At 36.7% G+C, this 14,322-nt stretch carries 16 protein-coding genes; 12 read left to right on the top strand and 4 right to left on the bottom strand.

Annotated elements, in window-relative coordinates:
* The first annotated feature begins 56 nt into the window (after positions 1-56).
* The 9 genes from BCF58_RS03510 to BCF58_RS03470 all read left to right on the top strand — a co-directional run bounded on the left by BCF58_RS03510 (position 57) and on the right by BCF58_RS03470 (position 7,611).
* A complete protein-coding gene (locus tag BCF58_RS03510) occupies positions 57-1,484 on the top strand; it encodes a thrombospondin type 3 repeat-containing protein (RefSeq protein WP_121460399.1) in 1,428 nt (475 codons plus the stop codon).
* Positions 1,485-1,560: 76 nt separating this feature from the next.
* Positions 1,561-2,070: a hypothetical protein gene (locus tag BCF58_RS03505; protein WP_121460398.1), complete on the top strand. Its 510-nt coding sequence runs from the start codon at positions 1,561-1,563 to the stop codon at positions 2,068-2,070.
* A 156-nt stretch (positions 2,071-2,226) separates the two neighbouring features.
* A complete protein-coding gene (locus tag BCF58_RS03500; RefSeq protein WP_121460397.1) occupies positions 2,227-3,078 on the top strand; it encodes a hypothetical protein in 852 nt (283 codons plus the stop codon).
* A 93-nt stretch (positions 3,079-3,171) separates the two neighbouring features.
* Positions 3,172-4,614, top strand: a complete 1,443-nt coding sequence (locus BCF58_RS03495; protein ID WP_121460396.1) for a helix-turn-helix transcriptional regulator — start codon at positions 3,172-3,174, stop codon at positions 4,612-4,614.
* A 128-nt stretch (positions 4,615-4,742) separates the two neighbouring features.
* Entirely contained in the window at positions 4,743-5,168 is a 426-nt protein-coding gene (locus tag BCF58_RS03490) for a transposase (protein ID WP_121460395.1), read from the top strand.
* Positions 5,144-5,485 (top strand): helix-turn-helix domain-containing protein, encoded by a 342-nt coding sequence (locus tag BCF58_RS03485; RefSeq protein WP_121460394.1) that lies wholly within the window; start codon positions 5,144-5,146, stop codon positions 5,483-5,485. Before BCF58_RS03490 ends, BCF58_RS03485 begins: the two co-directional genes overlap by 25 nt.
* Positions 5,486-5,640: 155 nt before the next feature.
* The gene (locus tag BCF58_RS03480) at positions 5,641-6,816 is read left to right on the top strand and encodes a thioredoxin family protein (RefSeq protein ID WP_121460393.1); all 1,176 of its coding nucleotides are present in this window, start codon (positions 5,641-5,643) and stop codon (positions 6,814-6,816) included.
* A gap of 5 nt (positions 6,817-6,821) precedes the next feature.
* Positions 6,822-7,403 carry a DUF3575 domain-containing protein gene (locus tag BCF58_RS03475; RefSeq protein WP_121460392.1) on the top strand — a complete coding sequence of 194 codons (582 nt, stop codon included), beginning with the start codon at positions 6,822-6,824 and terminating at the stop codon, positions 7,401-7,403.
* Between the two features lies 1 nt (position 7,404).
* Positions 7,405-7,611 carry a hypothetical protein gene (locus tag BCF58_RS03470; protein WP_121460391.1) on the top strand — a complete coding sequence of 69 codons (207 nt, stop codon included), beginning with the start codon at positions 7,405-7,407 and terminating at the stop codon, positions 7,609-7,611.
* On the opposite strand, the gene BCF58_RS03465 is transcribed toward BCF58_RS03470, so the two are convergent.
* Positions 7,608-8,804, bottom strand: coding sequence for an exo-beta-N-acetylmuramidase NamZ family protein (locus BCF58_RS03465; RefSeq protein ID WP_121461035.1), 1,197 nt, complete (start codon positions 8,802-8,804; stop codon positions 7,608-7,610). The two genes, BCF58_RS03470 and BCF58_RS03465, sit on opposite strands and share 4 nt — an antisense overlap.
* Before the next feature lie 4 nt (positions 8,805-8,808).
* Between BCF58_RS03465 and BCF58_RS03460 the strand changes: the two genes are divergently transcribed.
* Together BCF58_RS03460 and BCF58_RS03455 are read left to right on the top strand one after the other, a co-directional pair.
* Positions 8,809-10,038 carry an ABC transporter permease gene (locus tag BCF58_RS03460; RefSeq protein ID WP_121460390.1) on the top strand — a complete coding sequence of 410 codons (1,230 nt, stop codon included), beginning with the start codon at positions 8,809-8,811 and terminating at the stop codon, positions 10,036-10,038.
* A gap of 114 nt (positions 10,039-10,152) precedes the next feature.
* Entirely contained in the window at positions 10,153-11,136 is a 984-nt protein-coding gene (locus tag BCF58_RS03455) for a PLP-dependent cysteine synthase family protein (RefSeq protein WP_121460389.1), read from the top strand.
* A 38-nt stretch (positions 11,137-11,174) separates the two neighbouring features.
* On the opposite strand, the gene BCF58_RS03450 is transcribed toward BCF58_RS03455, so the two are convergent.
* From BCF58_RS03450 to BCF58_RS03440, 3 genes are read right to left on the bottom strand one after another with little or no spacing between them, the layout of a single operon-like run.
* Positions 11,175-11,705 (bottom strand): hypothetical protein, encoded by a 531-nt coding sequence (locus tag BCF58_RS03450; RefSeq protein WP_121460388.1) that lies wholly within the window; start codon positions 11,703-11,705, stop codon positions 11,175-11,177.
* A 39-nt stretch (positions 11,706-11,744) separates the two neighbouring features.
* On the bottom strand, positions 11,745-12,047 hold the full coding sequence (locus BCF58_RS03445; RefSeq protein WP_121460387.1) for a chaperone modulator CbpM: 303 nt from the start codon (positions 12,045-12,047) through the stop codon (positions 11,745-11,747).
* A 3-nt stretch (positions 12,048-12,050) separates the two neighbouring features.
* Positions 12,051-12,956: a DnaJ C-terminal domain-containing protein gene (locus BCF58_RS03440; protein ID WP_121460386.1), complete on the bottom strand. Its 906-nt coding sequence runs from the start codon at positions 12,954-12,956 to the stop codon at positions 12,051-12,053.
* A gap of 93 nt (positions 12,957-13,049) precedes the next feature.
* Between BCF58_RS03440 and BCF58_RS03435 the strand changes: the two genes are divergently transcribed.
* Complete coding sequence (locus BCF58_RS03435) at positions 13,050-14,276, top strand: dicarboxylate/amino acid:cation symporter (protein ID WP_121460385.1); 1,227 nt, start codon at positions 13,050-13,052, stop codon at positions 14,274-14,276.
* Positions 14,277-14,322: the final 46 nt, after the last annotated feature.

Below are 14,322 nucleotides of genomic sequence, written 5' to 3'. Positions count from 1 at the left end.
AATCTTGAATCATTCTAAAACACAAACATAAATTATTGCTAAACAAATTAAAAAAAATGATGAATAAAATTAAATTACTCTTATTTTACACTTTCCTGATCTTTAGTTTTAGTGTAAACAGTCTGCAGGCACAGGATACCGATGGAGACGGAATCGCCAATTCCACAGACCTGGATGATGATAATGACGGGATACTGGACACGGTAGAATGTCCTTCCATCACCAATCATCCGGTGTACCATCTATATGATCCCAATGAATTTTCATCTACTAACTTTTTAGACCTTTACAAACAATTAGACGGGATTGGCTCTACATTTGTCTGCCCGGTAATTAACTGTAGTGTAAATCCACTTGGTGCTTATTATAAAACCACAAATATTGCAGGAAGTATCACCAATCTTGCGTATGATGACAGTAAGTATTATACGGTAGATGTCGCAGGAAATCTTCTGTATACCACCGATATTATCGCTGGAAATTTTACCAATTTAGGCAGCGCCAACTTAGGAACCGGCTTCAAAAATTTAGCCTATGACAACGGTATTTTTTATCACTGGAAAAGAGTGGGCGAAGTGATTACAATATACAGTTCACCCAACCCGGTAACCACCGCATGGACTTTGATGGGTACCGTTATCAATAGAACCTATACCATCACAAGTGGTGGCTATACTTTTCAATTAGTAGATATGGCGGTAGATGATGGAGTATTCTATTTCATGTACCATAACACATCTGATTTTATCCCTGATGCTATCCCTTATACGATTGCATTTTCCTCAAGTACACCTCTTACGGGAACCTGGTCTAATTTAGGAGACACCGACTTCGGATCATATGTTTACAATATTGCGATTGGTTCCGAAGATTTAAAAGTAACCTGTGATACCGATGGAGATGGCCTGCCCAATTCTTTGGATTTAGACAGTGATAATGACGGCTGTCCCGATGCCTTAGAAGGCGGTGCCAATATTACAAATTCCCAGTTGGTAACAGCGGGAGGGACACTGCAAGGCGGAAATGGAGTGGATCCTGCGGTAACGCCTACTTCCGGAACTTATAATCAGGCTGTTTTACTTAATCTTTGTAACGGAACTACTTGTGTGGGAGCCAATGGAGTTCCTATTGCCGCAGGTGGTGGTCAAAGCGTGGGTGATTCACAAAATGCATCTGTATCTTGCCAGCTTTTTTGCTACAAACCGGCAACCACTACAGGAACTTCATTACCTGCTAAACAGGGAATCACAGCTTTAGGAAGAGCCGGAGCTAATAACGGGAACTGGCCGATGGTAAGAAACGGCGCATGGACGGTTTTAGAAGCCAAAACAAAAGGCTTTGTAGTAAACAGGCTAACTACTCTGCAAAAAAATGCACTTACTCCGGTAGAAGGAATGATGGTCTATGATACCAACCTTGATTGTTTAAGCATTTATGACGGAACAGGATGGAAATGCTTTAACACACAAACTTGTCCTCAATAAGCTGTGAATTTTTGCTTTGGCAAAGACCGAAATTTTTGTCAAAATTTTTAAGAACTTAATTTTAAACCCATTAACAATGAATAAATTAATCATATCAGGCATTTTACTATTCTCTACTTTTGCATTTTCGCAAGTAGCAATAGGTAAAACTACTGTAACCAATAATTCTGTTTCTTTAGAATTCGGGCCAGAAAACAGGGGAATTATTTTACCCTGGGTAAATTCTGCAGCATCAGTAACAGGAGCTGTAAACGGAACTTTAATATACGATACCAACGACAAAAAAGTAAAAGTAAAATACGCAACCGGATGGAAAGACCTTAGCGTAAATTCTACAGGTGTTGTAGACACTTCCCTGCAAAGTCCTTTAACAGAAAAACCGGGAGCCAAAGTATCCATCGGGACTCCTTCTGCCGTTCCGGGAATTTTAGTCCTGGAGGACAGCAACAAAGCAATGATCTTGCCTAAAGTAGCCAGCCCACACCTTGCTATTATCAATCCTGCTCCCGGCATGATGGTGTATGACACCACTGCGAAACAACTTGCTGTTTTCAACGGAAGTGTATGGAGCTTCTGGAAACCCTAAAGATAAAAACAAGAATTACATAACACCCCATCTTAGCCTTGATAATCAGCAGTTAAGATGGGTGATGTATCTATGATGTATCAGGTTTTTATACTTAATATTCTTCAAAAAATTAGATTTGTATTAAACATTAATACAATAAAAAAAATTATACGGATGAAAAATTTACTTCTTTTTACCTGCATATGTTTAGGGTATCAAGCATATTCTCAGGTTGGCATTAATACTCAGACACCACTTGCGACACTGGATATTACGGGAAAACCGGCAACCACCTCGGCTATTGACGGTGTGATAGCCCCCAGGCTCTCCGGAGACCAACTAATTAGTAAAGATCCTGTGTATACCACAGCACAAACCGGATCTATTATTTATATTACCGTTATGCCCACTGTTCCGCTTACTTCTAAAACCGCTAACATAAGTAAAACCGGTTATTATTATTTTAACGGTACCCAATGGATGGCGTTTGAAAATACGGTTATTGGAGACATCAAGTCCAGCTTTCTGACAGCGGATCACAATGGATGGGTGAGACTGGACGGAAGATCTATCAGCACACTTACAACATCACAGCAATCTAAAGCCTCTTCGCTTGGCTTCAGTACCAATCTGCCTAATGCCACTAATTCTTACCTGGTTCAGAACGGCAGCTCACTAGGCAGCATCAGCAGCAGCAATACAAAGACGATTTCGCAGAACCAGCTGCCTAATGTGCAGCTTGGTGGTACTACCAATAGTGTGAGCCCTGATATTCACTATGATATCAGAAACGGAACTAACCCAAATCAAGCCCAAATAGCTAACGGCCCCTCAACATCGTTTTTGGCAGCACTAAATAGTTCAGGTACCTTACAAGATAATAATGTGAGCCCTACGGAACTATGGCAAGATACCCACAACCATACCATTACCACCAACAGTATGAATGGTGGAGTAACTCAACAGCCTATTGATATCCGTCCCCAAAGCATGAGTGTCAATATGTTTGTCTTTTTAGGTCAGTAACTTCATAGCTATACATTTTTATTTTTACTTGGAATGAGGCTCAGCCTCATTCTTCTTATTGTTTTCTTATATTTGTTATAACAGTATTTCCAGATGAAATATATATTATTTTCATGGTGTTTTTTCTTTATTTCACTGTACAATTCCCTATTTGCGCAAAAAATTCTTGCGCCCCAAGAATTTGATTCCTTGTTGATAACAGAGAATAAGAAGCTTCAAAAAACCAAATCCCGTGAGGAAATGATCGCCTGGAATACAAAGCTTATGGCGCAAGCCAAAAAGCAGAATTATCATAAAGGTGAAATATGGGCTCTTGCCAATTTAAGCAACTATTACTGGCGGTCGGGAAATTTTAGAAAAAGTATAGAAACCCTTAATATTGCCGAAAAGCTTATAAAAGAATATGGAGCAGATGATTATACTATCTCGAAAATTTATCAGGAATATTCCCAGACTTATTATCCTCTGAATTTATATGAGCTTGCATTAAAAAATAATGCTAAAGCCATTTTTTATGGATTGAAAATAAACGATCCCCTTACAAAAAGGAAATTTTTAACGTATATATATAGTACCCGTTCCAGTTTATTATATGTAACCCATCAAAAAGATTCTGCACTGATTTATCTTCAAAAATCAAAAAAGTTATATCCTACCCCATTTAATACATCCAATATAGCCCGGCATTATATCGAGTATGAACGGAACCTGGATTCTGCGAAAATATATCTGGACAAAGCTCTGCTTTTGTTAAATGAAAAAACAACTTCTTACGATGTCTCGGTAATATATTATTATTACGGATATTATTATAATGAAAAAAAACAATATACGGATGCTTTGAAGTCTTTAAAGAAATCAATGACCATCAATAAGATCAACAACCCTCTCCATAATTCAAACATTTACAGGCAATTATCTATTACTTATGAAAAACTCGACAGTACGGAACAACAAAAAACATATCTTGAAAAGTATACTTTTTTAAAGGATAGTATTGAAAGAGCACAAGTAAAAGGAGTTGACGAATCCATCAAAAAACTTGAAGAAGAAAAGAAGGAAGAAAGCAATAATTCGATACAGAAATTATGGATATATACCGGGATTGGCCTCTGCATTTGTCTTTTTATTTTTATATATCTGTACTGCGCAGACCAAAAGAAAAAAAAGCTTATTGCAGAGAAAAAAGAGATTATTGAACAAAAGGAAATAGAGACCCGGGTTTTAAAAAAGAAAGTAAACGATGCTTTTGATGAAATTGTTCAATTGGCAAAAGAAAACAATACTGAATTTCTAACGCGGTTCCGGGAAGTATATCCTGATCTCTATGAAAAACTAATAAAAATCAACCCTAATCTCACTAAATCTGAATTGGAATTTTCTGCTATGATCTGGCTTGGATTCTCATCTAAGGAAATTGCAGATTACAGGTTTATGCAGCATCGCTCTGTACAGACCAAAAAGAACAGATTAAGAAAAAAGCTGAATATTCCTTCTGATACCGATATATACTTTTTCCTTAAAAGCTTAGAATAACCAATCCTAATTCAGGAATACATGTAAAACTCATTTGATGCATAATGATGTATCTAAGTTGTATTCAATTTCTCGTAAAATAACCCTGAACCTGATATATTCGCATAGATGAAAAAAGATATACGATTATGCGTTTTAAAGACATTCACATAGGATTATTGATTCAGCAGCGATGTATTGAATGTGAGATAGACTTGGTCCGTATTTGCAATTTTTTCAAATGCAGTGCAAAAGATATTGAGCAGGTTTATCAGGCTAAAAGCCTCGATACGGATACCCTGTTAAAATGGAGCAAATTACTGGAATATGATTTTTTCAGACTCTATTCCCAACATCTGATTTTATTTGCTCCCCCAAGTTCGAATAATAATTCTGCCTCTCGCCTGCATAAAACCAGTCTTCCACAGTTCAGAAAAAAAATATACACCAAAGAAGTGATAGAATTTATGCTGGAACTCATTGAGACCGGTGAAAAAACAAAACTACAAATAATTGATGATTACAAAATTCCTAAAACAACCCTTTATAAATGGATAGACAAATACCAGAAGTAGTATCTCCAGATTATCACCGTATCTATGATGATATTATTACCCGAAAGTATCCTGAAAAAAGGATGCAATGCATGCATATTCTCAAAAAACAACATTTATCTACCCTGGATATAATCAGCATCAACAATCTGGTATTCGGGGAAAATCAGGAAAGCTTTGTCTTCAATCAAAAATGCCGTTCCTATGATAAAACCACCATTTTAAAAATCCTGGATCATCAGAAAGAACATCAGCTTAATAATATACAACTGGCAAAACATTTTCATCTCAGCAGGAATACTGTTGCTAAATGGAAAAAACTATTTCTCATTAAATAATTTTGGTTACTTTCTTTGCATTTGAAAACTCATAGAATAATTGTCCTGATTTATTCTATGAGTTTCATCTATGCACACTTTAAACTTTTTTAGCTTTTTATTAAGATACTTGTACGGTAAAAATAATTATCTTCGCCTAGAAATTTAATAGAAAAATGAAGAAGATTATCTCCGGATTATTTATTTTCCTATCCATTGTACTTTTTGCTCAGGAAGCCATCCATTTCCAGGATTTACCATTTAAAGACCTTATAGCTAAAGCTAAGAAAGAAAAAAAATTAATTTTCATTGATGCTTATGCTTCATGGTGCGGTCCGTGTAAAATGATGGAAAAGAATATTTTCACCAAAAAATCCGTAGGAGATTATTTCAATACTAATTTTGTGAATGCCCGATTTGATATGGAAAAAGGAGAAGGGAGGGATATTGCTGCCAAATATGCGGTACGCTCCTATCCTACTTATCTTTTTCTGAATGGTAACGGTGAGTTGATCTCCCAAAATTACGGATATATGGAGGAAAGCCTGTTCCTTTCTATGGCACAGGACGTTAATGCTCCCAACAATAAAAAAGGTTCTTTGAAAGAACGTTTTGCACAGGGAGAGAAAGATCCGGAATTCCTGATCAATGTCATGAAACTTACTTCCACTTCTGACTTTGAGTTTGCCAAAAAGGCATCTGAAAGATACTTTGAAAATAAAAAGAAAACAGATGAATTCACTAAAGATGATGTGGGTTATTTATTATTCTTTTTAAAATCCGTAGACGATCCCAATTATAAAATATTCACTTCCAGAAAAGAGGAAATCATTAAATACCTGCCGGCAGATACCTATAAACAATTTGATGATCAATTAATGTTATCTAAAATTATGGAAGAGTCTATTGATGAAAAAAATAAGAAGATCAATGATGACTATTTTCTGAAAAAAGCAGTGCCTTTAATTGGAGAGTATGATGCTACAATAAAATTAAACCAGACGAAGCTTAATTTTTATGAGCAAAATGCCAATTTTGCGGAATATGAGAAAGCAGCACTTGAATATTATAAAAATTCGGATTCCTTTGATTCTAATGATTTATTAAAAGCAGCATGGGTGTTTTCAGAGCACATAAAAACTCCTTCATCTCTTAAAAAAGCTGTTGAATGGGCTGAAAAATCTGTCATGAGAGGTGAAACTTCTGAAAACACTTATATCCTGGCCAGGCTGTATTTCCTTACAGGAAATAAGGAAATGGCCATAACATACGCTGAAATGTCAAAAAAATTAGCTTTACAAGCCAATAAGGACGCAAGTCTTTCGGAAAAGCTATTACAACAAATTCAATAATACTTATGCTGAAGTATCAATTTCTTACCAGCTTTTTTGCTTTATTTTTATTGGGAAATGTAAAGGCTCAGGAAGAAAAGAGCTTGTATATAAAAGGAAATGCTTTACTGGCTCCGATAGGAGTTGTCAATGTAGGCTTAGAAAAACAGTTAAGCAAAAAATATACATTACAGGGCGATGTCCTTATTTCCCCATGGAAATCATTTTCAGGAAACCATATGCAGGTTTATATGGGACACCTGGAAGGAAGATATTATTTTAATGAGGCGTTTAAACACTGGTATGTAGGTATCAATACAGGTTTTGGTTTATTTGACCTTACCAAATGGAATTACCGTGGGACGGAAAAATTCCAGCGCGGATTTAATATTATGGCTGGAGCCACGGTAGGTTATCAGTTCCAATGGAAGGAACGGTGGAATATTGATATTTATTTAGGAGGAGGAACCTCACAAGGTTTCTATCACGGATATGAAAGTGTTCCGCCTGATAGTTTTATCAGGTATGATGATGCAAAGGGCTGGAACAGAAGTGGAGAAATTCTCCCGTACAGAGGAGGGGTAATGATTTCTTATAAACTAAAATAAAATGAAACTATTCGGAAAAAACCATATCATCATTTCGATCATTACTTTTGTCATACTTTTTTTAATGAATTACATAGGGAATGACCTTCCGGACAAATTGCAAAGAGCGATATTAACTGCTTTGGCAGGGGTTATTGGCCTATCTATCGGACTTGTGATCTTAAACAAAGGCAAAAACGATAATAATCCGCCTCAAAACTTTGATTAATCTTCGTATACAATATATTTGGTCCTGATCATTTCAAAACTATTCAAACCCGGCTTCCAGGATGCTTTAATATCTGCAACCGATTGTCCGGCAATAATTTGTTTTCTTAATTCGTCTGTCCCTGCTAATGTATCAAACCATAGGTTTTTCAGGAAAAAATCCTGATTGGGGTTTTTATAATTTTTATATGCTTTAATAACCCATTCAAGATTAAGTTCACGCAAATCTACAGGATAGTTGGAGAGATTTTCACCATAGCATAATTTTCCGTTTAGGAATGGATCTTTTGCTCCGAAGTTAGGTTTCGGCGTGAATTGATAGGGTAAGTCTTTGGTCCATGGGGACCCATATACCTGAAAAGGAATATCTGTTCCCCTTCCTGCAGAAACCTGGGTTCCTTCAAAAAAACATAAACTGGGATATAAATTGATTGATTTATCATTAGGTAAGTTTGGAGATGGCTTGTCCAGGATCGTGTAACGCTGTTTCTTATGATAATTCAGCATAGGAATCAAGGTGTATTTTGCCTGTACTCCATTCTTCAGCCATTTCTCTCCGTTGACCATTTTTCCGTACTCCCCGATTGTTAAACCATATACTACCGGGACTTCATGCATGCCTACAAAACTGGTCCACTTCTGCTTTAAAACCGGCCCGTCTGTATACCCGTCGTGTGGATTTGGGCGGTCCAGAACTATGATCTCTACACCATTTTCAGCGCCCGCTTCCATTAGATAGGTCAATGTGGAAATATAAGTATAGAATCTCACTCCTACATCCTGAATATCAAAAACGACTATATCAAGACCTTTAAGTTGTTCCGGTGTGGGCTTTTTATTATTCCCATATAAGGAAACAATAGGAATTCCGGTTTTGGCATCAACTCCATTCTTTACCGTTTCCCCGGCATCGGCATTTCCTCTGAAGCCATGTTCCGGAGCAAAGATGGATTTTATCCTGATGTTATTCTTAACCAGAAAATCTACAAGATGAGTCCTGTCACTCATCAATCCAGTTTGATTGGTCACCACTCCGATTGTTTTATCTTTTAATAAAGGCAGATACAATTCCGGTCTGTCTGCACCGGTTTTGAAACAGTCTTTATATTGAGCCTGAGAATAATATTGGTTGAATACTCCTAAAAAAATTAGGCAAATAAAAAGTAAATTTTTAATTTTGAAATCTAAATTCATAAGCTTGAAATTTCCTTTATATTTCTCTAGAAAAATAGCATTTTCCAAAGATAACAAAAATAACCTTTCAAGGGTTATCATCTTCATCGGCAGACTTTCTGTTGCTTTAGGGATTATTGTTTCTCTGATTACGGTTTCCACAGGTTTCGGATCAAAGAAGGCCATCAAGGAAAGACTGGCGGATTTTAGCGGCCACATTACCGTGAAATCTACAAGATCCAACTCTTCTTACAATACTTCGGTTCTCGACAATCAGGGCTTGAATATTCAAAAAATCAAAGAGCTTCCTGATGTGGCAAGCATTCAGAAATATGCTATGATTACAGGAATTATGCGTAATGAGCATAATTTTGCCGGGATTATTTTTAAGGGAGTCGGGAAAGATTTTGACAGTTTAAGATTTAAAAAATTCCTGATTTCCGGGACTACTCCTAAGGTAACTGAGGTGGGATACAATCATGGAGTCACTATTTCACAAAAAATAGCAAATGATCTTCACTTACAAGTAAAAGACAGTATTGTCACCGTGTTCTCAAAAGCGGATCAGAAACCTATATACAGGAAATTTGAAGTAGTGGGGATTTACAGAACGGATATTAAAATGATTGATGATCAGTTTGTTATCGGCGGGATCAATCATGTAAGAAAAATTCAGGATATGAAACCGGATGAAGTAGGAGGAATTGACATTTTCCTGAAAAATGTAAATGATATCGACAGGGATTTCCCTGAAATTGAAAAACAGATCGGATATAAAAACTATGCAGAGAAAGCCACCGAAAAATTTCCACAGATCACCGACTGGATCAGTATTTTTGACACCAATATTGCCTTAATCATTATCATTATGCTGATTGTGGTGATTATCAATATTATTATGGTTCTTCTTATTCTTATTATTGAGAGAACCAATTCCATAGGTTTGCTTAAAACTTTAGGAGCGAGCAACTCCCAGATTAGGGCAACTTTCATTAATTATACTCTTATCATTATGATTCCCGGGCTTTTATATGGAAATGTTATTGGCCTTGGATTAATTTTACTGCAGAAATTTTTCGGTATCATTAAACTGAACCCCGAAAATTATTACGTAAGTACAGTTCCTGTGGATTTAGACCCGGTTGCTATTATTTCCATTTCAGCCGGAATTCTGATCATTTCCGCATTGGCCCTGATTATTCCGAGCTACCTGATCAGTAAGATTTCACCGGTGAAAGCGATTAAATATAATTAATGTGAATGGTGAATTTTTGTCTATTCGCATTAATTGACTATTCACCTTTCACCATTGATCTTATTTAAATTCTAATTTTAAAGCTGTATCTTTGCACCGCTTATAAAATCGATTATGAAATACGCAAAAAATATTCTTGAAACTATAGGAAACACCCCATTAGTAAAGCTAAATAAAGTTTTAGGGGAAGATTTTCCGGCATTAGTTTTAGCCAAAGTAGAGACTTTCAATCCAGGAAACTCGGTGAAAGACAGAATGGCTCTTAAAATGATCGAAGATGCTGAAAAAGATGGCAGATTGAAACCGGGAGGAACCATTATTGAGGGGACTTCAGGCAATACAGGAATGGGATTGGCACTTGCAGCCATTATCAAAGGTTATAAATGTATTTTTGTAACCAACTCCAAACAATCTAAAGAAAAATGTGATATTCTTCGTGCCGTAGGCGCTGAGGTGATTGTATGTCCAACGGATGTAAAACCTACAGACCCGCGCTCCTATTATTCAGTTTCCAAAAGACTGGCCAAAGAAACTGAAAACGGATGGTACGTTAATCAATACGATAATTTATCCAACAGAACAGCTCATTATGAATCCACAGCGCCTGAGATCTGGGAACAAACTGACGGAAAGCTAACTCACTTTGTAGTAGGAGCAGGAACGGGAGGCACCATTACAGGATGCGGGATGTTTTTCAAGGAGAAAAATCCAAATATCAAAGTAATTGGGGTGGACACTTACGGTTCTATTTTGAAGGAATTCCATGAAACGGGTGAGCTTCATTACGATCACGCATATACCTATATCACGGAAGGAATCGGTGAGGACATCATTCCTGAAAACTATGATATGTCTGTTATTGACCATTTTGAAAAGGTTACCGATAAAGACGGGGCTATTTATGCGAGAAAGTTGGCTAAAGAAGAAGGAATTTTCTGTGGCTATTCTGCAGGAAGCGCTATCGCTTCCCTGATCCAGATGAAGGATCAGTTTACCAAAGATGACGTAATTGTTGTTTTACTGCATGATCATGGTTCAAGATATGTGGCGAAGGTCTACAATGATGAATGGATGAAGGAAATGGGTTGGTTGGACTAAAATAAAATAGAAAATCAGAGCCAGTTGCTCTGATTTTTTTATTGCTGATCAATATTTTGCCGTATTGATTTTGTAAGTAAGCTATACTCTTCTTTACTCATGGATTTCCTTGGAAACATATAGCTGTGCTTTCCGTCTAATGAAATATAATCATCATTAATATCTGCCGTTACAAAATCTTTCCATAGATTATTTTCTTCCTGATGATCGATATTAACCTTGAAAAATTCATTATTGAAGCGTATTTCATATATGCTGCACCTTTCAAGGGACTTTAAATACGCCTCCACTCCTTTTTTCCACCTGGCTATATTATTAATACTTACTGAAAGAAAAACAACGCAAAGGAGAAATAAAAAACTTACAAAATATAAAATCCCGACGTTTTCTTTGTTTAATGTATCTTTCAAAAAAAGTAAAATCAACAGAATGATCCCAACGATTATAGTTGTAATGGTCTTTCCCTTTGTAGTGGGTGAGAAAAACAAGCTCCCCTGAGTGCCATTAAAATAAACTTCTTCGAAATCTTTTCTGCTAGGCTTTAATCTGATTACTTTTTCTTCACTCATTCTATATTAATTTTGCTTTAAAAAGTCTACAAAGCTAAACTAAATATTTTCATACTTCTCACTTATTGCGGAAAGTTTCTTCATCAGCTCACGATTTTCTCTCTTCAGATCTTCTATTTTTTGAAGCATATCATGGATCACTTCCAAACCTGGTAGATTAATTTCCAGATCATAATACCAATTGGTAAATCTTTCAAAAGCAGGCAGATCTTCATAACTTATATACAAGATATCATTTTCATTCTGTACATTCAGCAGGCCAAAGTCTACGAGCTCATCAAAGAAAGTGATTTCTATATTGTATATTTTTACGAGTTCTTCTCGTGATATTCTTTCACTCATGGCTCAGGAATTTTTAAGTTGTTCAAAAAGTTCTTTCTGCTTGTCTGTGAGATGGGTAGGCAATTTGATATCATAGGTTACAAATAAATCGCCAAACTGCCCTTCTTTTTTATATACGGGAAATCCTTTTCCTTTCAATCGTACGGTGGTTCCGTTCTGGGTTTCAGGCTTTACTTTAAGGCTGACGCTTCCGTCCAGTGTATTTACCTTTACATCTCCTCCTAAAACAGCTGTATACAGATCAATTGTTACTTTTGTTTTCAGGTCATCTCCTACCCTTTCAAAATCCGGATCTACCGGAATATTAAAGGTGATATACAAGTCTCCGTTTGGGCCTCCGTTAAAGCCGGGATTTCCATGTCCTTTCAATTTGATCTGCTGCCCGTCATATACTCCCGCAGGAATGGTGATTCTTACTTTTTTACCGTTAATTTCAAAAGTCTGCGGATGGGTTTTGGCAGCATCCCTTAAATGTAAATTCAGTTCGGCATGCATATCCTGTCCTTTGAATTTTCCGGATGCGCTCCCACGGGAACTTTTTCTGAAACTACCTGCCCCGCCAAACATGCTTTGGAAGAAGTCTGAAAAGTCTTCTCCCTCGCCAAAATCAGTTCCTGAAAAACCTCCATAATCTTGTCGCTGATACTGTTTTTGCTGTTGTTGAGCCTTTTCATATTCCTCTCCATGCTTCCAGTGTTCTCCATACTTATCATATTTGGCGCGGTTTTCAGGATTACTCAATACCTCATTGGCTTCATTAAGTTCTTTGAATTTTTTTTCAGCCTCCTTATCATCGGGATTAAGATCGGGATGTAATTTTCTGGCAAGTTTTCGGTAGGCTTTTTTAATGTCATCCTGGGTGGCGTTCTTGTCTACGCCCAAAATTTTATAATAATCGATATAAGCCATATCAACGATGTTTACTCAAATGTAGAAATTTTACGCCTAAAAATTATATAACGGAATGTTAAAAATAAACCTATCTTTGATAAAAAGCCCTGCATGAAAGAGGTATTGAAAAATTACTCAGGAATTATATTGTTGCTGTTAGGAATTACAATCGGAAGCATCATAGGTATTGCAGCACCTGCTGTTGTAGATTATATTAAACCCCTTGGAGATATCTTCCTTAATCTGCTTTTCGTAAGTGTTGTTCCTTTGGTGTTTTTTGCAGTTTCCAATTCGATTGCTTCTTTGGAACAGCAATCAAAGTTCGGAAGGATTATTCTTACCATGTCTTTTACTTTTTTGCTTTTCATTTTAATTGCGGCTATTTTTACGATCTGCGTGATCTATCTTTTCCCGGTGTCTTCTATTTCCGGAAGTTCTGAAGTGATCACGGAAACAGCCACTGAAGATAGTTGGGGCAACAGAATTGTAAGCTTTTTCACTGTAGGAGAATTTACAGAATTGTTTTCAAGAAGAAATATGCTTGCTCTTCTGATTTTTGCTTTTTTAACAGGTTTTGCGGCCAGAAAAGCAGGTGAAAAAGGACAACCGTTCAGAATTTTTATTGCTTCGGGATATGAAGTGATGAAGGAATTGCTTTTATTGATCATGAAGCTGGCTCCGATAGGTTTGGGAGCTTATTTTGCCTATCAGGTAGCGACTTTAGGGCCTCAGCTTTTTGGATTTTATGGAAAGCCGTTGGGGCTTTATTACATTGCTGGAATTATTTATTTCCTGGTATTTTTCTCTTTATATGCTTTTGTGGCCAATGGACAAAATGGAGTGAAAAGCTTTTGGACCAACGCCATTTATCCTACTCTTACAGCGTTGAGCACGTGCAGCAGTTTTGCCACTATGCCTTCTAATTTACAGGCAGCCTCTAAAATCGGTATTCCAAATTCTATCGCCAATTTGGTGATCCCAATTGGAACTACATTGCATAAGAATGGCTCTTCCATGTCCTCTATTATTAAAATTTATGTAGCATTCTTAATTATCGGAAGGGATTTCTTTGAGCCATCCAATCTTTTATTAGCGTTAGGAATTACGGTTTTTGTGAGCATTGTTGCCGGCGGAATCCCCAACGGAGGTTATATCGGAGAAATGCTGATGATCTCCGTATACAAATTACCGCAAGAAGCTATTCCTGCGGTAATGATTATCGGTACACTGGTTGATCCTTTGGCAACCGTTTTGAATGCGGTTGGGGATGTTGTGGCTGCGATGTTTGTGACTAAAATTATGGGTGAAAAGCTGGAAGTGATTCATGAAAAGCAATAAGAGCTGATAATTCCTGCTCTATGATTTATTTTATGAAAATTTCACA

It is taken from the genome of Chryseobacterium defluvii (genome assembly GCF_003634775.1).
GTDB classification, from domain to species: Bacteria; Bacteroidota; Bacteroidia; order Flavobacteriales; family Weeksellaceae; genus Chryseobacterium; species Chryseobacterium defluvii.
The sequence above is the reverse complement of the archived record's forward strand: the minus strand, read 5'-3'. Positions and strand labels throughout refer to the sequence as shown.